The 20,433-nt window shown below is 37.4% G+C and carries 16 protein-coding genes and 1 pseudogene; 6 read left to right on the plus strand and 11 right to left on the minus strand.

The window, feature by feature from the left end; translation table 11 throughout:
* The 3 genes from AC27G3_RS16400 to AC27G3_RS16410 all read left to right on the plus strand — a co-directional run bounded on the left by AC27G3_RS16400 (position 1) and on the right by AC27G3_RS16410 (position 7,025).
* Positions 1 to 3,126 carry an efflux RND transporter permease subunit gene (locus AC27G3_RS16400; RefSeq protein WP_487123416.1) on the plus strand — a complete coding sequence of 1,042 codons (3,126 nt, stop codon included), beginning with the start codon at positions 1 to 3 and terminating at the stop codon, positions 3,124 to 3,126.
* Between the two features lie 190 nt (positions 3,127 to 3,316).
* A complete protein-coding gene (locus AC27G3_RS16405) occupies positions 3,317 to 3,904 on the plus strand; it encodes a class I SAM-dependent methyltransferase (protein ID WP_487123418.1) in 588 nt (195 codons plus the stop codon).
* A 7-nt stretch (positions 3,905 to 3,911) separates the two neighbouring features.
* Positions 3,912 to 7,025: a DEAD/DEAH box helicase family protein gene (locus AC27G3_RS16410; protein ID WP_487123420.1), complete on the plus strand. Its 3,114-nt coding sequence runs from the start codon at positions 3,912 to 3,914 to the stop codon at positions 7,023 to 7,025.
* Positions 7,026 to 7,165: 140 nt separating this feature from the next.
* On the opposite strand, the gene AC27G3_RS16415 is transcribed toward AC27G3_RS16410, so the two are convergent.
* Complete coding sequence (locus AC27G3_RS16415) at positions 7,166 to 9,994, minus strand: insulinase family protein (RefSeq protein ID WP_487123422.1); 2,829 nt, start codon at positions 9,992 to 9,994, stop codon at positions 7,166 to 7,168.
* A 10-nt stretch (positions 9,995 to 10,004) separates the two neighbouring features.
* A pseudogene (locus AC27G3_RS16420) lies at positions 10,005 to 10,232 on the minus strand (hypothetical protein); the annotation flags it as partial.
* Between the two features lie 187 nt (positions 10,233 to 10,419).
* On the opposite strand from AC27G3_RS16420, the gene AC27G3_RS16425 reads away from it, so the two are divergent.
* Positions 10,420 to 10,665 (plus strand): hypothetical protein, encoded by a 246-nt coding sequence (locus AC27G3_RS16425; RefSeq protein WP_487123424.1) that lies wholly within the window; start codon positions 10,420 to 10,422, stop codon positions 10,663 to 10,665.
* Positions 10,666 to 10,774: 109 nt separating this feature from the next.
* On the opposite strand, the gene AC27G3_RS16430 is transcribed toward AC27G3_RS16425, so the two are convergent.
* The 6 genes from AC27G3_RS16430 to AC27G3_RS16455 all read right to left on the minus strand — a co-directional run bounded on the left by AC27G3_RS16430 (position 10,775) and on the right by AC27G3_RS16455 (position 15,268).
* Positions 10,775 to 11,959, minus strand: coding sequence for a BaiN/RdsA family NAD(P)/FAD-dependent oxidoreductase (locus AC27G3_RS16430; RefSeq protein ID WP_487123502.1), 1,185 nt, complete (start codon positions 11,957 to 11,959; stop codon positions 10,775 to 10,777).
* Between the two features lie 9 nt (positions 11,960 to 11,968).
* The gene (gene ftnA, locus AC27G3_RS16435) at positions 11,969 to 12,496 is read right to left on the minus strand and encodes a non-heme ferritin (RefSeq protein WP_487123426.1); all 528 of its coding nucleotides are present in this window, start codon (positions 12,494 to 12,496) and stop codon (positions 11,969 to 11,971) included.
* A gap of 81 nt (positions 12,497 to 12,577) precedes the next feature.
* Positions 12,578 to 13,459 (minus strand): hypothetical protein, encoded by an 882-nt coding sequence (locus tag AC27G3_RS16440; RefSeq protein ID WP_487123428.1) that lies wholly within the window; start codon positions 13,457 to 13,459, stop codon positions 12,578 to 12,580.
* Between the two features lie 414 nt (positions 13,460 to 13,873).
* Entirely contained in the window at positions 13,874 to 14,341 is a 468-nt protein-coding gene (bfr, locus tag AC27G3_RS16445) for a bacterioferritin (protein ID WP_487123430.1), read from the minus strand.
* A 1-nt stretch (position 14,342) separates the two neighbouring features.
* Positions 14,343 to 14,813, minus strand: coding sequence for a bacterioferritin (gene bfr / locus AC27G3_RS16450; RefSeq protein ID WP_487123432.1), 471 nt, complete (start codon positions 14,811 to 14,813; stop codon positions 14,343 to 14,345).
* 260 nt (positions 14,814 to 15,073) lie between these two features.
* Positions 15,074 to 15,268 (minus strand): (2Fe-2S)-binding protein, encoded by a 195-nt coding sequence (locus tag AC27G3_RS16455; protein ID WP_487123434.1) that lies wholly within the window; start codon positions 15,266 to 15,268, stop codon positions 15,074 to 15,076.
* 225 nt (positions 15,269 to 15,493) lie between these two features.
* On the opposite strand from AC27G3_RS16455, the gene AC27G3_RS16460 reads away from it, so the two are divergent.
* Complete coding sequence (locus AC27G3_RS16460; protein WP_487123436.1) at positions 15,494 to 16,516, plus strand: phospholipase A; 1,023 nt, start codon at positions 15,494 to 15,496, stop codon at positions 16,514 to 16,516.
* Positions 16,517 to 16,614: 98 nt separating this feature from the next.
* On the opposite strand, the gene AC27G3_RS16465 is transcribed toward AC27G3_RS16460, so the two are convergent.
* From AC27G3_RS16465 to AC27G3_RS16475, 3 genes are all read right to left on the minus strand, one after another.
* On the minus strand, positions 16,615 to 16,845 hold the full coding sequence (locus tag AC27G3_RS16465; protein WP_487123438.1) for a hypothetical protein: 231 nt from the start codon (positions 16,843 to 16,845) through the stop codon (positions 16,615 to 16,617).
* Positions 16,846 to 16,854: 9 nt separating this feature from the next.
* Positions 16,855 to 17,577, minus strand: coding sequence for a DUF1775 domain-containing protein (locus tag AC27G3_RS16470; RefSeq protein WP_487123440.1), 723 nt, complete (start codon positions 17,575 to 17,577; stop codon positions 16,855 to 16,857).
* 122 nt (positions 17,578 to 17,699) lie between these two features.
* The gene (locus AC27G3_RS16475) at positions 17,700 to 18,509 is read right to left on the minus strand and encodes a class I SAM-dependent methyltransferase (RefSeq protein WP_487123442.1); all 810 of its coding nucleotides are present in this window, start codon (positions 18,507 to 18,509) and stop codon (positions 17,700 to 17,702) included.
* Positions 18,510 to 18,674: 165 nt separating this feature from the next.
* Here AC27G3_RS16475 and AC27G3_RS16480 point away from each other — a divergent pair, with 165 nt between their 5' ends.
* Positions 18,675 to 20,417 carry a substrate-binding domain-containing protein gene (locus tag AC27G3_RS16480; RefSeq protein ID WP_487123444.1) on the plus strand — a complete coding sequence of 581 codons (1,743 nt, stop codon included), beginning with the start codon at positions 18,675 to 18,677 and terminating at the stop codon, positions 20,415 to 20,417.
* The last annotated feature ends 16 nt before the right edge of the window (positions 20,418 to 20,433 follow it).

Raw genomic sequence — 20,433 nt, forward strand, 5'->3', positions numbered from 1 at the left:
ATGATCACCGCTATTATTCGTTGGTCTGTCAGTAATCGTTTTTTTGTACTGCTGGCGACATTGTTACTGGTTAGCGCAGGGCTTTATTCAGTAAGTAAAACACCTATTGATGCACTGCCAGATTTGTCTGATGTGCAAGTAATTATCAAAACAAGTTATCCAGGGCAAGCACCACAAGTGGTTGAAGATCAGGTTACCTATCCTATTACCACCGCAATGTTGTCTGTGCCGGGAGCGGTAACTGTGCGGGGCTATTCATTTTTTGGTGACTCGTATGTTTACGTTATTTTTGACGAAGACACCGATCTTTACTGGGCACGTTCAAGAGTGCTTGAGTATTTAAGCCAAGTTGCGCCGAACTTACCTAACGATGCCAAACCTCAGCTAGGCCCAGATGCTACAGGTGTGGGTTGGGTTTATTTGTATGCGCTAACCGATCCAACAGGACAGCACGACTTAAGCCAATTACGCAGTTTACAAGATTGGTTTTTAAAATATGAATTACAAACGGTGCCGGGCGTCTCAGAGGTGTCTGCACTTGGCGGTATGGTTAAGCAATATCAAGTGCGAATTGATCCCGATAAATTACGCGCCTTTGGCCTTCCGCTATCCCTTATTCAAACAGCAATTAAACAGAGTAATCAGGAAATTGGCGCGTCAGTTGTTGAAATGGCCGAAGCTGAATATATGGTCAGGGCTACCGGTTACATTAAAAGCGTTGAAGATCTAGAAAATATTCCCTTGGGTGTGAATGAAAACGGTACGCCATTGTTATTAAAAGATGTTGCCGATATTGGTACAGGTCCACAAATGAGGCGCGGTATCGCAGAGCTCAATGGTGAAGGTGAAACGGTAGGTGGCATAGTCGTTATGCGCTTTGGCGAAAATGCACAGCAGGTAATAAAAAGCGTAAAAGCCAAGCTCGATCAGCTTAAAAAAGGGCTACCCGCAGGCGTTGAAATAGTACCTGTTTACGATCGATCTACTTTGATTGAACGAGCGGTGGATAACCTAACAGATAAGCTATTAGAAGAATTAGCAGTGGTCGCTCTAGTATGTATTGTTTTCTTATTCCATGTGCGGTCTTCTTTAGTTGCCATTATTAGCTTACCTGTAGGAATTTTAACCGCCTTTATTATTATGCATATGCAAGGTTTGAACGCGAATATTATGTCGCTAGGTGGTATCGCTATTGCCATCGGTGCCATGATTGATGGCGCGATTGTCATGATCGAAAACATGCACAAACATATGGAAAAAACGCCACTCACTAAAGAAAATCGTTGGCAAATAGTTGCAGAATCTGCCAGTGAAGTAGGGCCCGCATTATTTTTTAGTTTATTAATTATTACTGTCAGCTTTATCCCTGTATTTACCTTAGAAGCTCAAGAAGGACGTATGTTTGCGCCATTAGCTTTTACCAAAACTTATGCAATGGCGGCTTCGGCGGCATTGGCGATAACTCTAGTGCCTGTCTTAATGGGTTTTTTCATTCGAGGCAAAGTATTACCCGAGCATAAAAATCCCGTTAATAGGCTATTAACTTTTGTGTATTTACCATCATTAAAAATCGCCTTACGTTTTCCTAGAATAACCTTAATAGCAGCCTTAGCTGTTTTGGCGATTGGTATTTATCCGTTGGATAAAATTGGCAGCGAATTTATTCCGCCGCTTGATGAAGGCGACTTAATGTATATGCCAACCACTTACCCAGGTATCTCCATTGGTCAAGCTCGGCAATTGCTACAGCAAACAGACAAACTGATTAAAAGCGTTCCTGAAGTCGCTACGGTGTTCGGTAAAGTAGGTCGTGCAGAAACAGCTACCGATCCTGCGCCGCTCACCATGATCGAAACCTTTATTCAATTAAAACCACACGACCAATGGCGTGAAGGCGTAACCACAGAAAGTTTGAAAAAAGAGTTAGACGCGTTAGTAAAATTACCTGGGGTAACTAACGCTTGGGTAATGCCAATTAAAACCCGAATAGACATGTTAGCGACTGGGATAAAAACGCCTGTAGGAATAAAAGTTGCTGGACCTAAGCTTTCGGTTATACAAGATATTGGTAAACAACTTGAAAGCATTTTAAAAGATGTCCCCGGTACTGCATCAGTGTATTCAGAGCGTGTAGCAGGAGGTCGGTATATTAAAGTTGATATTCAACGAGCCAAAGCCGCTCGATATGGATTAAATATCGCTGAAATTCAACAAGTAGTAGCTACAGCTATTGGCGGTATGAATGTTACTCAAACTGTTGAAGGATTAGAGCGCTATCCTGTGAGCTTGCGCTATCCACAAGACTATCGAGATTCTCCTGAGCAATTATCGTTACTACCTGTAGTAACGCCCAACGGCCAGCGAATATCCTTGGGTGATGTCGCTAATATTATCGTAGAAGATGGTCCTTCGGGTATTAAATCTGAAAATGCGCGCTTGAATGGTTGGGCATTTGTCGATATTGACGGTGTTGATGTTGGCAGTTATGTTGTTGCTGCACAAAAAGTTGTGGCAGACAATTTACAGCTGCCCGCTGGTTACTCTATTACATGGGCTGGCCAGTACGAATATATGCAACGCGCAAAAGCGAAATTGGCTTATGTTGTACCGTTAACCTTATTTATCATCATTGTTTTGCTTTATTTTAATTTTAGAAATGTAATTGAAGTAGCAATGATCATGGGCACCTTACCGTTAGCCATGGTGGGCAGTGTTTGGTTAATGTATCTTCAAGGCTTTAATTTCTCGATAGCCGTTGGCGTAGGATTTATCGCTTTAGCAGGCGTTGCCGTAGAAATTGGTGTCATTATGCTGGTGTATTTAAACCAGTCTTACCAAGCCATGCTAAGTGAGCATCAAGTAAAAAATACGCCTACCACCAAAGCCGATCTAATTCAGGCGGTTCTGCATGGTGCCGGAATGCGAGTTCGCCCGGTAATGATGACAGCAGGAACGGTGATTGTTGGCTTACTACCTATTTTATACGGCACAGGCACAGGCTCAGAAGTAATGAGCAGAATTGCTGCACCTATGGTTGGCGGCATGTTAAGTGCGGTTATTTTAACGTTGCTTGTGCTGCCCACATTGTTTTATTTATGGCGCTCGGCTTCGATAAAAAAGACGTAAGCTAGTAGCTTGATTGAACCTCAATTACTTGTTTAGCTTTTGAGGTTTTCAAATAGTAAAGACGATAAGGTGAATATTTTGTAGTAGAAATTTGAAGTAATTAATCATTTATTTAATTTAATGGTTGCTTGATAATAGAAAACTATCTTATAAACCTATGTAAACTGTTTCAAAATAAGCAGATATTTTAATGACTTGTAATTTTTATAATGAAAACGCTGATGGTTTCTTTAACGATACTGTAAATGCAGATATGTCATATATTTATCAAAAGTTTTTACCATTACTTAAAAACTGTGGGCATATACTTGATGCGGGGTGTGGATCTGGTCGTGATACTTACTTTTTCCTCAAACACGGTTTTCAGGTTACGGCCTTTGATGCCAGTGAAGCGCTTGTTTTAAAAGCAAGAGAGTATACTGGAATTGATGTAACGGTATCTACCTTTGAAACTTTTCAAAATGAAAAACCATATTTCTTATTTGATGCAATTTGGGCTTGTGCTTCATTACTTCATGTACCAAGCAGTGAAATAAAAATGTCGTTCGTTAACCTATCAGCACAACTAAAAAAAGAGGGTGTTTTTTATTGTTCTTTTAAGCTCGGCAGTAATGACACAAGAAGAAATGGGCGTAACTTCACTAATGCAGATGAAGCGCGTTTAAAAGTATTTATTGCAAATACAGGTTTGGTGATTGATTCCACCTGGATTACTGGCGATGTTCGACCCGAACGTCAGAATGAGCAGTGGTTTAATGCTATTTTGCGTAAATTATAGCCTACACATGACTTTTGATAAAATTGATAGATTATTAGCAACTTATAACTATTCATTAATAAGCATAGTTTCTGTAGGTCGGCTTTATATGTGTAAAGACAAACCGGCCATTTTAATTGATTCGTCTCTTTACAATTTATCGATTGAACACTTTCAGTATGTTGATTATACGAGCTATCAAAATAAACTCATGTATCAATTTAATGGGGTTTATCGCTTTTTAGCAACGGATATTATGTTGTTAAAAGCCGAGCTTGATTTATTTATTTCAAACAGTGTTGAAGAACTTGATCTGAAAATTTATGGAGCTGATCGAAGTAATTCGCATATTGACCCAACCCCACCTGAGTATAATTTTGCTCTTATCTTTGAACAAGTTTTTGGCGCAAAAAATCTTCATGCTTTACAAGCTGAAGCGCCTTATGTTGATCGCCAAGGCCACAGGCGATATATCGATTATGTACTTCATCGAAATTTACAACCTATTGCAATTGAATTAAATGGTGAGCAATATCACCATCCTCTTTCTGCAAGAGTGTCTGAAAAAAAGTACCGTTCACAATTATTTAAACAAAATTCTTTAGTAAATGATGGCTATCGCGTTTTTCGTTGGTCAAATCGGGGGATGCAAGACGAGTTTAAATTTGAAGATCAAATTAAAGAATATTTTGGTGATAACCAACATTTCAGATCAGCACCGTTATATCGTGCTAGCCGTAATATTGATTTTTCACTTTATGAACATCAAGAAAAAGCTATAGCTTCGCTGCAAGAAAAAAGAGCGAAAGGTGAACACACCTTTTTAATTGTATTACCTACAGGTATGGGCAAAACAGAAGTTTTTATTGAAGACTTTAGAGTAGAGTTTGCTAAAGGTAATATTGAAAGGGCCCTGTCGATAGTACCGAGCACAGAGTTGAAGAAGCAATTGATTCAACGGGTAACGTCACAATTGCCCGATATTCGTGTTGGTGACAATTTTTATGATCAGTCTTTAGATCTTATTGTTCAAACAAGTGCTTATGTTTTGCGTCATTTTAGAAATCTAACTTCTGAGTATTTTCATTATATTTTAATAGATGAAGCGCATCGTGCCGCAGCGCATGGATTGAGGAATGTCCTTGAATATTTCAATCCACAAAGCTTACTTGGTTTAACCGCTACCGATCAGCGTCTAGATCAGCAAAAGTTAGAAGATATTTTTGGTAGTTATCAAATTAATCTGTCTTTGGAAGAGGCGATCAAGAAGAAATTAATCCCACAAATTAGAGCTTTTCGCTTACTTTCCAATATTGATCTTTCAAATGTTCGGTTTAACGGTAAAGAGTTTGTTAAAAGCGATTTACAAAAAACAGTACAAGTTCCTTCTCGGGATCAGCTAGTGGTTGATTTATTAGTAAAATACTTCACAAAAAATAATAGTACCACTTCGCCTAATAACCTTATTGTAAACAAGCAAGGGGTAATTTTTTGTGTTGATATCAAACATGCTAAGCGAATGTCAGCATTATTAAATAAACATGGTGTTAAAGCTGCCGCTGTTCATGGCACAGATAGAGCAGGTTTAGCACAGTATCAATCTGGCGCTATTCAATTTTTATGCGCCTGTGATTTATTGAATGAAGGTTGGGATGCGCCACAAACTTCTGTCATTGTCATGGCAAGACCAACAATGTCTAAGGTGTTATACACACAACAGCTTGGAAGAGGAACGCGAAACCACCCTGACAAAGAAGCGCTTTATGTTATTGATGTTGTCGACAGCTACAGCGCTGCTTTGCAGCCTTGGTCAGTACATAGTTTATTTAATTTTGGTATGTATCAACCCTTTGCAGATTTAGTGAATGATGTAGAGGGCACCCCTAACAAAGAGCTGATTGTACTCGATGGTTTATGGGAAACTGAACGGCGTTTAGAGCCGATAAATATTTTCAACTTTGAGCAAGAATTTGGAGATTTGTTAAATGAAGAACAACTTGCTAGAGAGCTTTTCTTGTCGACAAGTACTATCAAGTCTTGGTTAAAAAAAGGAAGTATCACCGCACATAAAACGTTACCTTTTGGCAATAAAACGCTTAATTACTTCACCGAGCAACAAGTTGAAATAATTAAAAAAAATCATCAAATAAAAGACAGAACAGAAGATAGTCGAAAATTAGATTTTTATGAGTTTTTAGACAAAAGAGATTATACATTTTCCTATAAAATTATATTTTTATTAGCCATGGTTAATCATTGTAATGATCGAGGTGAACTATCACTTGATGATCTAGCTGAACAGTATCAAAATTTTTACTTAGCATTATTAAAACAATTCGGTTCAGTAGAAAAAACCAACAATCCATTAAATAGTAAAAAAAACCTCAATAATGTTAATTATTTAAAAAAGAGTATTAGAGAAAACCCATTTGAAAAATTTGAACGTAAGCGTTTCTTTTATCAATGCAAAGACTTAAATGTTATTTCCTTTGATTCAGTTCTTTGGGAAAAGCTAGATAATACTGATTTAGTTAAGATCACCGAACAAATGATTGATGATGGTATTCAATATTTTCAAAAGTGTAATCTGGAATTAACGCGTAAAAACTTTAATGTATTAACTGGCCAACACGAGAATAATAACATTTCAGATATTGCAGCCAGTCGAGCAACTGCTGTTAATAATCAACTAGAAGAATCAGGACTTGATTTACCATTTTATTCAAGTCTTAAAATAGCTTGTGGTCATTTTAAAACAAGCCAGCACGATGAAGTTGAAAATATTTTTGTGCCTGACAGTTCGCACAGTTTCGGAACCCTGAACCCTGAAATACACTTTATCGCCACGGCATCGGGTAATTCTATGAACGGTGGCAAAAACGCGATAGAAGATGGCGATTTACTGTTGCTGGAAAAAATAACGGCTAACAATGCAGGCTCTATTTCTGGTTTAACAATAGCGATTGAGACACAAGATTTAACGGGTGATGATCAATATTTATTGCGTGTAGTGAAAAAAACAGCCAACGGACAATACTCGCTTGTAGCCAATAACCCAGATTATCCAGATATGTTGGCTAACGAGCAGATGAATACTTTTGCAAGGTTGAAGTCAGTCTTGAAATCTAGTCCAATTTTTTGATAGGTAATTCACTACAGTTGCTCATTCCCTAATCTTTGTATTGTTGCCACACCATTGAGCTAATTGTATCTTTTTAAGTTTACATTCAATGGTTTGTATCATTAATAACGTTATTATAACTTAGGTATTCTTGTTTCAAATTACTTTTCTCTAGAAGAATACAATAATAAACGTTTACTATTTTCACCAATAATTTGCTGGTGATAGAAACGTTCAAAATTAATTTTTGTTAGTGAGTTAAGTGCGTTTATAAGCTGTGGTTTTTTATTAAACGGCGTTATGCTTTCTAGAGCAGATTTCTCTTTTAAATCAATTGTAGGAAGTTTAGCGGCATATAATTCTTGCTCTAGATCATTCGTATAACTATTCAGGCGGAAAGAAGGATCATTCAGCGTGCTAATGGCTAAGTTGATTTGTTGTTGAAACTCTACCTTAGACATGGCGTTAAGCGTTTTGGCATATTCCGTTAAAAAATCATTACTCGCTTGGTTTAATTGTTCAACAGAACTATTGCCAGATTGGGCTACCATAACGATATTAGCGCTATTGTATGTAGGAAGTTGGCTCATATGTACAAAGTAGGCGAGGGATTGGTCTGTACGTATACTATGAAAGTATTTTCGCTGTAATATGGTATTGGCTAAAAAGAATTTTGCCTGATTATCAATACTTTCATCATGAGCTTGAATGGCAAAAGCTATACTGGCATCACTGTGGTCTATGTACAGTTTTTTTACCTGTTGAGGAATTGGTAATTGTTTTATTTTAGGGCGTTGCGTTAAGCCAACGCTAAGTCGCTTTTTATGCTTCGAACGTAATTTATCAATAAAGGCTAATAGTTGGTCATTAAAAATATCACCAACTATAAGTCCTGTGAGTTGAACTTTGTTATCAGATGATATTCTCGATAGATAATCTTGATAAGTTAATTCTCTTAATTTTTTTGCGACAGCACTATCATATTCTTCATCAACGAGTTCTTGGTATATAGCGCGCTCTACTTGCCAGTGAGGATAATCACTCTTTCTAAAATCTATATCCATTAGTAGTTCGTTTTTGGCTAAATTAAAGGCTGGTTCAGAAGTTTCAAATTGAAAAAACAGATCTGTCACTTGCTGCATAAATTCAAAGTAGTTTTGGCTATAGCCATTTATTTCAATAGTATAACCAGACGAAAAACTGTCAATATTGAAAGTAAAGCCTGCTAAATAAGCGAAGTAATTTGTGTTTGATAGGTGATCTTGTAAAACTTTACTGCGCACTTTTCTTATCAGTGCGTCCGTTTTATTTAGTTGATCATAAATACGCAGTTTGGTACTGATTTTATTATCACTAATGTCTGTTTTGTATTGTGACCATAGGCTAATGCCTTTTTTATTTATAACTAACTTAGGTTGCTGGATTAACAATTTTCTTGCTGAATTAGCAGGTAACACGGGGGATATGTTGTTATTAAAGTTGCCTTGTATTGCGACAAAGTATGGGTTTTTTACTGGGTAATGCATGGTTTTGTCGGCTTTAGCTTGTTTCCACAGCGATAACTGTGCTTTGCTAAAGGCAGTGACACGGTATGGGGTGTTGTATAAAGTTTCTAATTTATTCGCCTTTATATTATTTCGGTTAATTACAAGCTGCATATTTTCAGGGGTTAATGAGGTTAAATAGTCAGAAAAATTATTAGCTGCAAGTAAAGTATTGTGATTAAGCCAGTTGGCTTTTGGGTAAAGGGGCATATCAAAACTAATGTCGCTTATCCAATCGCCAGGCTCTTGTTCTGTTGGGAAGTCAAACTCTCTTTGCGCTTCAATTTGGCTGTCTTGTCTAATCCAGCTAGGTAAAGGTTGAGTTTTTAACAAGTTAATATAGGCAAATATACTTTCAATAACTTTGTCGGTATTGGCTAAGCCTTTTTCTGTTAGTTGAATATACAGCGCTAATATTCCGTAATAACGGTTCCCATCTATACTGGCCTGTAATCGACTAATTAACCCCTGCTCCTTTAGGTAAGCATATAATGAACCTTCCGCTTCATGGCTAAGTAAATCAGTCACTAGTAATTGTGTGTTTTCAGGAAAGTTATTATTACTAGCAGGCACTTCAAAACGGATGTCTAAGCTAGTGATACCCGATTGGGTGCTAAGCTCAATTTGACGGGCTAATTGTTCAGGTAAGTGTAGCGGCTGGGTTGATTTTTTATCAGACAGATTACTTATGGGTATTTGGTTAAAATGCTGAGTTACCATGCTTTTAAGATCTGCTACAGGGGCGGTACCATAGACAACCAAAGTCATGTTTTGTGCGCCATAATATTGCTGATGAAAGTTATTTAAAGCGCTTTTAACTTCAGTTAAATCACCGCCAAGTGTCGTAGCATTGCCAATACCAAACTTAGTCGACGGATGTGCTGGATTACTTTCTTGTTGTAGGATTGCAGAAATTTTTAGCCAGTCGCTAACTCTGCCTGTAAACTCGTTATCAACGGCTGTGCGTGACTTAGCAATTATCTGCTCTTCAAGTAAAGGAGAGGTAATAAAGTCAGCGAGACGTTGTAAACCTTCGTTAAGAGCTTGAGCAGCTATTTGAAAATGATAACGCGTACCATCACTTGATGTTGATCCATTTGACCAGCCACGATGGCTTTTTATAAAAGCATCAAACTCGTTGATCTCAGGAAAATTTTTACTACCTAAAAAAACGGCATGCTCTAGTAAGTGCGGTAAGCCAAGGTAATTCTCTGGCGCATTACGATATCCTACAGAAACCACTAAAGAAGCGGCTGCAACATCGCTGTTGGGTTCTGAAATAACTAACACTTCTAACTGATTGGCTAAAGTGAATGGGAGGTAGTTTTTATCATCGTACTGACTTTTGATTACTTCATCATTGGCGATGGTGCTTGTTATCATGAATGCGTTTGTTATAAGTAAAATAGCAAGCAGCACAGTACTTTGTTTAAATATATTAAACATTAAAATCCCTTTAGTATTTTTTTTGAATAAGTTTAGCGACCTCAATAACTCTTTCCTCAGATTTATTGAAATCAAATAAAGCAATATTATCAGAAATTGTACCACTAAACACTTGATCTTCTTGCATGATTACACCGACCTGATCTCTAAAGTTAGAAACACCAAATTGTATTAATGGAATATTATCAATTAAAATCTCAACCTTTGTTGGATCTCTCAACCCTAGCATTAACTTTAATAACGTTGATTTATCATATTTTTAATAATCCGCTTAATACACCATCAGTCTTAAATGCTTGGGTTTGGACACAAGGACTTTTTTGGGATTCTCGCGTTGAAAAATTACCGTCAGGCGGTATTCGTACACCCGATAGTGCTTTTGGAGAAGCGGATCCTGAAGTAGGTGAAAGTGTTTGTGTTGCACAATGCCTAAGTATATTGATGAAGGAATACAAAGTATTACTGTTAGCACAGCGCATGGTACGGGTGATTTAAGTATATATACTGGTAGTACTTGGCTTAATGCGGACTCACTTGATCAACATTCAACAAATTTTAATAGTAATAATGAAAGTATTATTATAGAAACACCAACTGGTGGTTGGTTATATATGACTGTTGATGTACAAGAAGCAAGTGGTATGAGTATTGACGTAACAAATCAGCAGTAAATATACTGTTAGATAAGAGCGTGTAATAAAGATTGTGCAAGCAGATTTTGAATGTAAATTGAAGCGAATATAAAGGTAACTCTATATTCGCTTTATTTAATTTATATTACTAAACATCTTGCCCACAAGCCCAGCCGCTGGCCCAAGAAAATTGAAAATTATAGCCTCCCAACCAGCCGGTAACATCGATTACTTCACCGATAAAATACAAGCCTTTGGCTTTTTTAGCTTCAAAAGTTTTTGACGATAATTCGTCGGTATCAACGCCGCCAAGTGTTACTTCGGCCGTTCTGTAACCCTCTGTTCCGTTTGGTTTTATTTGCCATTGGTGAATATAGTTATGCAGTGTTTCTATTTCTGCATGGCTGAGTTGGTTGAGGTTTTTATCTGGAATATCGCCACTTTTAATCAAGGCTTCAATAAAGCGTTTAGGCAGTACGGTGGACAATTGGTTTTTTAATGACTTTTGACCATGGCTTTCACGCCACGTAGCAATGAGCTCTGTTAGATTTTCTTCAGGCAGTAGGTTAATGGTTACTGCCTGTCCTGCACGCCAAAATGAAGATATTTGTAAAATGGCAGGGCCTGATAAACCGCGATGGGTAAAAAGGATGTTTTCTTTAAAGCGTGTGCCGTTTTCGCTGCTGACTTCTGTGGCTATGCTGATGCCTGATAAACCCTCAAATCGAGTTTTGTCATGATCATGTAAGGTAAAAGGTACAAGTGCTGCTGTAGTTGGCAATACGTTTAAACCTAGTTGCTCAGCAATTTTATAGCCAATGGGGCTAGCACCCAACTTTGGCATGGTTAAACCGCCAGAGGCGACAACCAACGAGCTGCATTGATAACTTGTTTCGGTGGTGTTTACTAAGTAACCCGTTTCATTTTTTGTGATGCTAACAACTTCATTTCTTAATTTTACCGTGACACCTGCCCATTCGCACTCGGTCATCAATATGTCAACGATGTCTTGTGCGCTGTTGTCACAAAATAATTGCCCTAAGGTTTTGTGATGATAAGCAAGGCCGTGGCGATCAACTAAGTCGATAAAGTCTTGCGAGCTATAACGACTTAGTGCCGATTTAACAAAGTGAGGGTTCTGGCAAAGATAATTGTCGGGTTCAGCATTTTCGTTAGTGAAATTACAACGACCACCACCACTAATTAGTATTTTTCGTCCGGGCTTTTTGCCCATATCGATTACCGTAACATTACGGCCACGATAGCCTGCGCTGGCGGCACACATTAACCCTGCAGCGCCGGCGCCAATAATTAATACGTCTGAAGTTTCAATAGTCACGAGTTATGCGTTTGGCTCTGTCATTATGCTAGTTGTGCCTTTTCTTGCCATTTCTGCTAGATCTTTATCGACAAAAAATAGTGCATGGCCGTCATGGCCTACAAGGTTAATTTTATCTAGAACACTTTTAAACAATGTTTCTTCTTCGTGCTGCTCAGCAACATACCACTGTAAAAAGTTGAAGGTTGAGTAGTCTTGGTTGCTAAATGCGCGATGCGCTAATGAGTTAATTTTTTCTGTGATCAAGCATTCATGCTCATAGGTTTTCTCAAAAACGTCAGCCAACGATTTAAACTCGTGTGGAGGAGCATCAATTGAACCTAACACTGGTAAAGCGCCAGTTTCACTCACGTAAGTAAATAAACGTGTCATGTGATCCATTTCTTCAGCCGCATGTTTACGCATAAATTCAGCTGCGCCTTCGAAGCCTTTTTCTTCACACCAAGCGCTCATTTGAAGGTATAAGTTTGAAGAGTAAAATTCTAAATTTATTTGTTGGTTAAGTTCAATAACCATTTCTGCTTTAAGCATGAGAAGCCTCGTGAGTGAATAGGGGGGAAGTACATTTATTACAGGCGAATTTTGCCTTGTTAGGGTGTTATTTTCAAGTGTTTAAGGTAAGTTGCTTGGTTCTTGAGCTAAGAGACTCTTAAGTTGATCCAATGCTGTAATGAGTTCTGGTGTATATCTTGATGTGTTGATAGTTCGTACTATCTCTTTGGCTTGCTCATGCAAACCTTGTTTGAATAACAACTTAGCAAAGTAATATTGAATGAGCTCTTTTAACACTTGATCGTTGGCTAGTGCTGTATATTCTAAAGCAAGTAAATAATGTTTTTTAGCTGAGTCAAGTTGATTTGCGATCACTTGGTTACGGGCTAAATTATAATACACCGTCGCGATTTGTTGATAATTACCATATTTTTTAGCCCAAGTTATAGTTTCAAGCCAATAATTAATTGCTTGTTGTTTGTAGCCTAATCGAACCGCTAAATGGGCTAAGTTGCCGTACAGTTCTAACTTAAATACAGGGTCTTGGAGGCGTTCATATTTTACGGCCAATTTTTGTAAGGACTGGTAGTTTTCTTTGTTATCTTCGCCAACATACATTTTTAAATTAGCCAGTTGAAGTAATAGCATGAGGTTAGGGTAGGCACTATGCATTAATGCTAGCTGTTCTTCTGCCTTTTTGATGTAAATTTTACGCTGTTCAGTAAGCGATGATTTGTCACTGATGTTGGCGGCACTTAAACTTTTTGCATAATAAATATATAAAGTAATTTTAAATGGAGTAGGCAAGGATTCGTCATTCACCCAAGGCTTAACCGCGGTGTGTAATTCCGTTATTTTTTGTAAAGAAAAGAGAGAATCAAGTTTGTATTGCATTAAATCAAACCAAACACGACTGCGAACTGTCGTTGCTAATAGTGCTTGGTCAACGTCTGATAAGCATTCAGTGGGTGATTTAATACATACACTGTGAATATTGGTCATATTCACTGGCTTTTTAGCCGTAGCACTGCTTAGTGGGGCAGTTAACAAAAGCAGTACATAATAAAAATAGTAGTAGCGATAAGGCAGCATAACGTATCAACTCAAAGAATACTTAACAATAATACCAATTTCACTCTCATTAATTATGTGATTATTTTTAGTGGTTAAGATAACCAATTACTGCGTATAAACAGATCACTTAATGAATGAAATTGGTAAAAGTATAGAATAAATTAGAATGGCTGTTGGCAATTTATAGCACGACTTATCGCCATTTCGATTCAATTTAACCTAATTTCACAACAATTGCATTGATTTTAGGTTAAGTTGCTGTATCAAGTTTCGCTAAAGTTATGACGTTTAATTGGCAAGTTGATGAAGGCGTTAAAATTTAACGCCTAACATTAATGTTACTTACATTTGTGATTGAATATAATTTTGTAAGCCGACTTTATCAATTAAACCAAGATGTTGTTCAAGCCAATAAATGTGGTCGGTTTCTGTATCTACTAATAATTCTTCTAATATGCCGCGAGTAACGTAGTCTTTCTCTTGTTCGCAAACAGTAATTATTTCTCGTAAGCTTTTTGCCACTATATGCTCGGCGGCAAGGTCAAACTCAAGCATTTCTTTTACGTTGCTACCTACTTTAATAGGCTCGCGAGAAGCCGTGTCTGCTTTACCTTCTAGAAACAAAATACGCTCTATTAGTAATTTTGCGTGGCCTAATTCTTCTTCATGTTCGTGGGTAAGTTGTTCATGTAGCTTTTTAATCCCCCAGTCTTCATAAAGTTCTGCATGGGCTAGGTATTGATCCATAGAGGTTAGCTCTAAGGTAAGCTGCTTATTGAGTAAGTCGATTATCCGTTGGTTACCTTGCATGTTATTCCTCCATCATAGATTGTAAGTAGTTTTCGATACCAACATTACTGATTAATTGTTGTTGAGTTTCAATCCAATCGGTGTGGTCTTCTTCATACGCTAAAATATCTTCTAATATTTCGCGGCTAACGTAATCTTGTTCAGTTTCGCATAACGCGATAGCTTTTTTCAGTGCGGTAATTTGTTCAGCTTCAAAGGTTAGGTCGCACTGCAGCATTTCTGCGGTGTGTTCGCCAATGTGTAATTTGCCTAGCTGTTGTAAATTAGGTAAGCCTTCAAGAAACAAAATGCGCTCAATTAATTGATCCGCTTGTTTCATGTCTTTAATAGATTTTTTGTAGCCTTTTTTATCTAGTGCCGTTAAGCCCCAGTTTTTATAAATACGTGCGTGTAGAAAGTATTGGTTAATTGAGGTGAGCTCAAAGGTGAGTATTTGATTTAAGCTACTTAATACAATAGCGTTACCCTTCATTTTATTCTCCATGGATAGCGTAATAATTGCATTAATATATAGGGTGCGGTAATAGCAATCAAGAACGAATAAATCTATCTAACTTATTGATAGATAACTTTAAAATAAGCGACAAAGAATGCAAATAAAAACGATTCTTATCTATGGCTTAGGCAGGAACAAGCTGTAATAAAAATAGGTAAGTAAGCGAATGATACTAAAGAAGAAAATTAAAAATTAGCGGATAATAATAAATTCAGGTGGAGTTTGTTATTAATTATTTACGCGACTGCCGGCTGCGCTTCTGCAATTTGCATTAGCTTATTATTTAATACTTGTTTCGCGCATGAACAACATTTTCCACATTGAGAGCCAACATTTAGCTCCTGAGTTATTTGTTTCATACTAACCGCACCATCATCAATGGCTGCTTCAATGGCAGTATCGGTAACACCGTGGCAAAGACAAACGTACATAAAATAATACCTAATAGAAAAGAACGAACAAATAATAAACTAAATGATAATGATTATCAAATAGATTAGTTGTTATTTAGCAATTTATTTTAATAACTAAGTAAAAGTTATGTACAATCAATTAGCTAAACTAACTAATGCGCTTTTAATCATATAGGCTATTAATTGGTTGTTTAATTTTGGTTTATTTATGATTTACCATTCAAGTAGGGTGCCTTTTATACAATGAAAAATAACCAAAGCAAAAAATTGCTTGTTACTGTTTTCTGCATTTTTAGTGTTACACCATTGGCTAGCTTTTCAGAAGAAGTGAACCCATTCAACGAATGTTTATATGAAGAGATAAACATTTCTGGGAAAACGAAAACATTAGAAGAGCTCGAAACGTTTTGTGAAAAAAAATTAGTCACTGATAAAGTAGGTGATATAGAGCTCGGCGTTATTTCAAAACGTATTATTAAAGAGCAAAAAACACAAGAAAATCCTTATGTTTTAACGCCTCATAAAATGAACTACATTTTGCCGATCACTTACACAAATAATGTTAATAATGAGCCCTATCAAGATTATTCAAATTGGGGAGGGAATTTAGATTCAGTAGAAGCTAAGTTTCAAATTAGTATTAAAGTCCCATTAAATCATCGGGATATACTAATTGGTGGTGATAAATTGTATTTTGGTTTTACACTAGAGTCTTGGTGGCAAGTTTATAATGATGATATTTCGAGGCCCTTTAGAGAAACTAATTATCAGCCAGAAGGCTTTTATATGGCACCACTCGATTGGCATCCATTAGATGGAAACACGGGTTTTGTTGTCGGCTTTGAACATCAATCGAATGGCCGTTCAGCATTATTATCTCGAAGTTGGAACCGTGTTTACGCTAATTTTCTTTTTGAAAAAGAAAATTTAGCAATATCGTTCAAACCGTGGTGGCGTGTTCCTGAAGGCGACAAAGAGAGTAGTGTGAATGAGTCTGCGAATGACAACCCTGATATTGATGATTACATGGGGAACTTTGAGTTGAGCGTAATTTATAAGTTAAATAATAAGTATGAGCTTTCTGTGCAGGTGCGCGATAATTTTGCCAAGCATCATGGAGCGATTGAATTAGGGGTCACTTTTCCATTGTGGGGGAAACTTCAAGGTTATGCTCAATACTTTAATGGTTATGGTGAGAGCTTAATAGACTACAACCATAAACAACAGCGTATTGGTATCGGTATTGCGTTAACTAATTTACTTTAAGGTTAAGTGTCGCTACAGCCTAAATTTTCATTAACGGTATAGATAAAATGGCTACTTCAATAAAGCGAATAGCCATTTTATTTCTGTTTAAATGCCGCTTAATTTAACTGAGGTACAAATAATGCTTTAGGTAGCTTGTCTGTATTCGGCGCTGTCAACGTTAGTGAACTACTTTCGGGCATTAATCCAGCTGTTTCTAGCTGAGTTGCTGGCTGTTCTTCTGGCACTGTTTCAGGTTGCTCCGGTGCTTTAGGGTTTGAGCTAGTGCTACTATCAGAATTACAAGCTGCTAGCGTAAATACAGCTATAACAAGCAAAATATTTTTCATTATTGCTCCTTAATATTTCACCCAGAAATTAGCATTATCGTGAATTTCGCTTAACACTGACTTGCCTTCTGCTTCAATCATCTCTTGAGTTACAGAGTTGCTACTGTATGCTTCGTTATTCCACCATACAATTTCTGCATCATTAAATATGGACATATCATGCAAATGCTGATCTGTATCTGTTGTATATTGATTCCAACCTGGTGCACGCGCTGGCATGACCATTAATGATGGGGCAGGATTACCTTCTCCACTACTACTATGATCATGACCACTGGTTTCTACATCCCAGCTAACAGAAATTTCTTGGTCACTATCGTTGATACAGTATTGTGTTACTGGAATAAATACTGTGCTAAATGCTGCATCAGGTAATTTACCTCTAAAACTAACCGTATAATATTGAGTGTCGCTATCTCGCTCAGTGCCGGATGTTTTCACCCAAGTAACTTCGTTATAGCCATGCTCACCTTCAACACTCACAGCTGATGCTTGTCCGAATACAGCATCAATAGCATGAACTGACGTAATGCTTGATGGTACTTTAGCGACTATACGAACAGTATCTTCAGAACCTGATATTTCATCAGTGCACCCATGAGGAATACTCAATTCAACAATACTGGTTTTATTAACAAAGTGTGGGCCAGAAACTATGTCAACATGCGCCTGAACAGCTGCTATGGTGAAACAAGAACTTATTAACAAGCTTGTTTTTAATGTTTTTTTCAACTTATCTTCCCTTTTTTGATGTAAGTTGGAAAGAAATTATAAAGAGAATTAATTAAAATAAAATGTGGTAAATTGTCGCAGTGAGTCGTATAAATAATGCACTTAATGTTGAGCTTAGTGGTTTAGTTATTATCCTTAGGGATCGCTTGATTCACATAAACGTCAAAACGATTTTTCTTCATTTTTATACTGGTTGAAGGCTTTTTATCAGCCAGTGGTGGTGCATAGCTTGGTCTTTTTACTACCACTCTGTATTTAGCCAAAGCTAGTGCAGGCGCTAGTAGTTCATCGGCATCAAGGTCTTCACCAACAAGGGTTTGAAAAACACGCATCTCTTTTTTTACCAAAGCAGACTTTTCACGATGTGGGTACATAGGATCAAGATAAATAACGTCAGGTTGAATGGCTAAGTCGGCTTGCTTAATTAATGAAGCATTAATTAATGTTAAATTGTTGGTAATTAATTCGCCTATTTCGCTATTGAGTTTACCGCGTTCAATACCGTCATCAAGCAAGGCTGCCACGATTGGCATACGTTCCATCAAGGTAACTTTACAACCTAAACCTGCAAGTAAAAATCCATCTCGGCCTAGGCCTGCCGTCGCATCGAGTACGTGCGGAGTAAACCCGTGCTTTAATCCAATTGCTTTGGCGATATCTTGGCCTCTACCACCACCAAATTTACGTCGATGGGCAACAGCTCCGTCAACAAAATCAACTTTTATAGCCCCTAATTTGGGTTCATCTAGTTTGCATAGCTCTAAACACTGATCGTTAACTTGCAACAAAAAAATGAGCTCTTTATTTTTACTGGCTGCTTGTCGATCGCCTAAGTAAGGAAGGTGCCACTTATTGGCGACTCTTTTTGCATGTGAAGCATCTGATGAATGAACATAAGCAACGGCAATATTTGAAGGCGTTTGTTGAAGCATTGTAGTGTCTAGTGCGTTATCTATTGGTAGATGATAACAGAGAGCTTGAATGCGTCTCTACCTATTTCAACGCCAATGACAGAAAATTATCAATTGTCATATTAGTTTCATTTTTGCCGATTAGAATTGGCCGCAAGAAATATCGGTCGTATTAATGGAAGTATTATGACAGTAAATAGTAAAGAAAATGCTAGCCTTAAGAGCTTAAATAATAAAATTAATCAATCAGTTAAGCAGCTGGCCTTATTAGCCAAGCAAACTTTTGGTATTGATATTGCGATTAATAAATTCCTTCAAGAAAGCGAATATCGCACGCTAGTTTTAGAAGAATTATATCAACTAGGCGATAACGCTATTGTGTCTGTTATTGAGCAAATAAAAGCTGAGTATCAACAAAAAAATACCATAGAAAAACAACAAGCGAGTCAACATATTGCCGCAGTACATCACCGAAAAAATCCCAAGCTATATTTACTCGCTTTATCAATTGGCCTGATGGGCTTAATCGCATTTAATGCGTATTACTTTTTAATGCAAGCTCAAACACAGCCCTCGCAAGTTGTGAGTCCTCAGCAGAGCACTCAAACAATAAGTCCTGCACTTGCTAAAGCCAGTTTACCTAAAAAAGTGTTACCGATAACTTTACCTAATAAATCAGCAGAACTCGTTTTTAAACTGCATGGCTCAAATACCATAGGTGAAAAGCTAGCACCTGCCTTATTAAAAGGGTATCTACAAACGCAAGGAGTTAACGACTTTTATTGGCTGCAAGGCAGCAGTAAGGTTGAGAAAACACTACAGTACATTAAAGATAATAAGGCTTATGCCATTGAATTACACGCCCATGGTTCGAGTACTGCATTTAAAGACTTAGAAAAAGGTGCAGCGAATATGGGCATGGCTTCTCGCCGCATAAAACCAACAGAAATATCAACACTAAAAGCTAATTTTGGACAATTAGATAAAGTAGGTAACGAGCATATCGTTGGCCTTGATGGCTTGGCGGTTATTGTTAATCAAAATAATCCGATCAAACAGCTTTCAACTAAAACACTCTCGCGTATTTTTTCAGGTGAAATAACCCGTTGGTCGCAAGTAGGTGGCGAAGATAAAGCGATTAATTTATTCGCCAGAGACACTAATTCAGGGACATGGGATACCTTTAAAAACTTAGTGCTTAAAAAGTTTCAGCGAGAGTTAGCCACCAGCGCACAACGCTTTGAGTCAAGTTCAGAATTATCAACCAAAGTGTCTCAAGATGAATTTGCCATTGGCTTTATCGGCTTAAACTATATTTCGCATAACAAAGCATTGGCTGTTTCTGAAGGTGTAGGCACGAAAGCGATATTTCCAACGCGTTTTACCATAGGTACTGAAGATTATGCGCTATCTCGTCGTTTATATTTTTATACACCGACTAACGCGTCAAATATGGTGAAAGACTTTGCTCAATTTGCCATTGCCGAGCAAGGTCAAGAAATTGTAGAAGAAACAGGGTTGATCTCTCAAAACATTAAAAGTGAAAAAGTTTATCCTTTGTATGGTGCGCCTAAAAAATACAATGAATTTGTTAAAAAAGGTCAACGTTTATCCCTTAATTACCGTTTTAATTACGGTGCTAATGAACTTGATAATAAGGGAAAAAGAGATTTACAGCGCTTAGTGAAATACATGGAAAACAACAGCAATAGACGTTTAGTCTTAATGGGATTCTCGGACAGTATTGGTAAAAAAGTGAAAAACCAAAAACTGTCACTTATGCGTGCTATGTCTGTTGAGCGTGAATTAATTGCCAGAGGCATACCCGTTATGTCGGTGGAAGGTTTTGGTGAAGCGCTACCTATTGCGAGCAATGAAACGGCTGCGGGGCGCGAGCGAAATAGACGAGTAGAAGTTTGGTTATTGTAACTGTTTTTGGGAGAAT

The organism is Colwellia sp. SU-HH01217 (assembly GCF_057543495.1).

Excerpts from the sequence above, each read along its gene's own strand:
- AC27G3_RS16405 (WP_487123418.1), top strand. The coding sequence starts at position 3,317 with ATGACTTGTAATTTTTATAATGAAAACGCTGATGGTTTCTTTAACGAT.
- AC27G3_RS16440 (WP_487123428.1), bottom strand. The coding sequence starts at position 13,459 with ATGACCAATATTCACAGTGTATGTATTAAATCACCCACTGAATGCTTA.
- AC27G3_RS16415 (WP_487123422.1), bottom strand. The coding sequence starts at position 9,994 with ATGTTTAATATATTTAAACAAAGTACTGTGCTGCTTGCTATTTTACTT.
- bfr (WP_487123432.1), bottom strand. The coding sequence starts at position 14,813 with ATGAAGGGTAACGCTATTGTATTAAGTAGCTTAAATCAAATACTCACC.
- AC27G3_RS16475 (WP_487123442.1), bottom strand. The coding sequence starts at position 18,509 with ATGCTTCAACAAACGCCTTCAAATATTGCCGTTGCTTATGTTCATTCA.
- AC27G3_RS16455 (WP_487123434.1), bottom strand. The coding sequence starts at position 15,268 with ATGTACGTTTGTCTTTGCCACGGTGTTACCGATACTGCCATTGAAGCA.
- AC27G3_RS16480 (WP_487123444.1), top strand. The coding sequence starts at position 18,675 with ATGACAGTAAATAGTAAAGAAAATGCTAGCCTTAAGAGCTTAAATAAT.
- bfr (WP_487123430.1), bottom strand. The coding sequence starts at position 14,341 with ATGCAAGGTAACCAACGGATAATCGACTTACTCAATAAGCAGCTTACC.
- ftnA (WP_487123426.1), bottom strand. The coding sequence starts at position 12,496 with ATGCTTAAAGCAGAAATGGTTATTGAACTTAACCAACAAATAAATTTA.
- AC27G3_RS16410 (WP_487123420.1), top strand. The coding sequence starts at position 3,912 with ATGACTTTTGATAAAATTGATAGATTATTAGCAACTTATAACTATTCA.
- AC27G3_RS16400 (WP_487123416.1), top strand. The coding sequence starts at position 1 with ATGATCACCGCTATTATTCGTTGGTCTGTCAGTAATCGTTTTTTTGTA.
- AC27G3_RS16465 (WP_487123438.1), bottom strand. The coding sequence starts at position 16,845 with ATGAAAAATATTTTGCTTGTTATAGCTGTATTTACGCTAGCAGCTTGT.
- AC27G3_RS16460 (WP_487123436.1), top strand. The coding sequence starts at position 15,494 with ATGAAAAATAACCAAAGCAAAAAATTGCTTGTTACTGTTTTCTGCATT.
- AC27G3_RS16425 (WP_487123424.1), top strand. The coding sequence starts at position 10,420 with ATGCCTAAGTATATTGATGAAGGAATACAAAGTATTACTGTTAGCACA.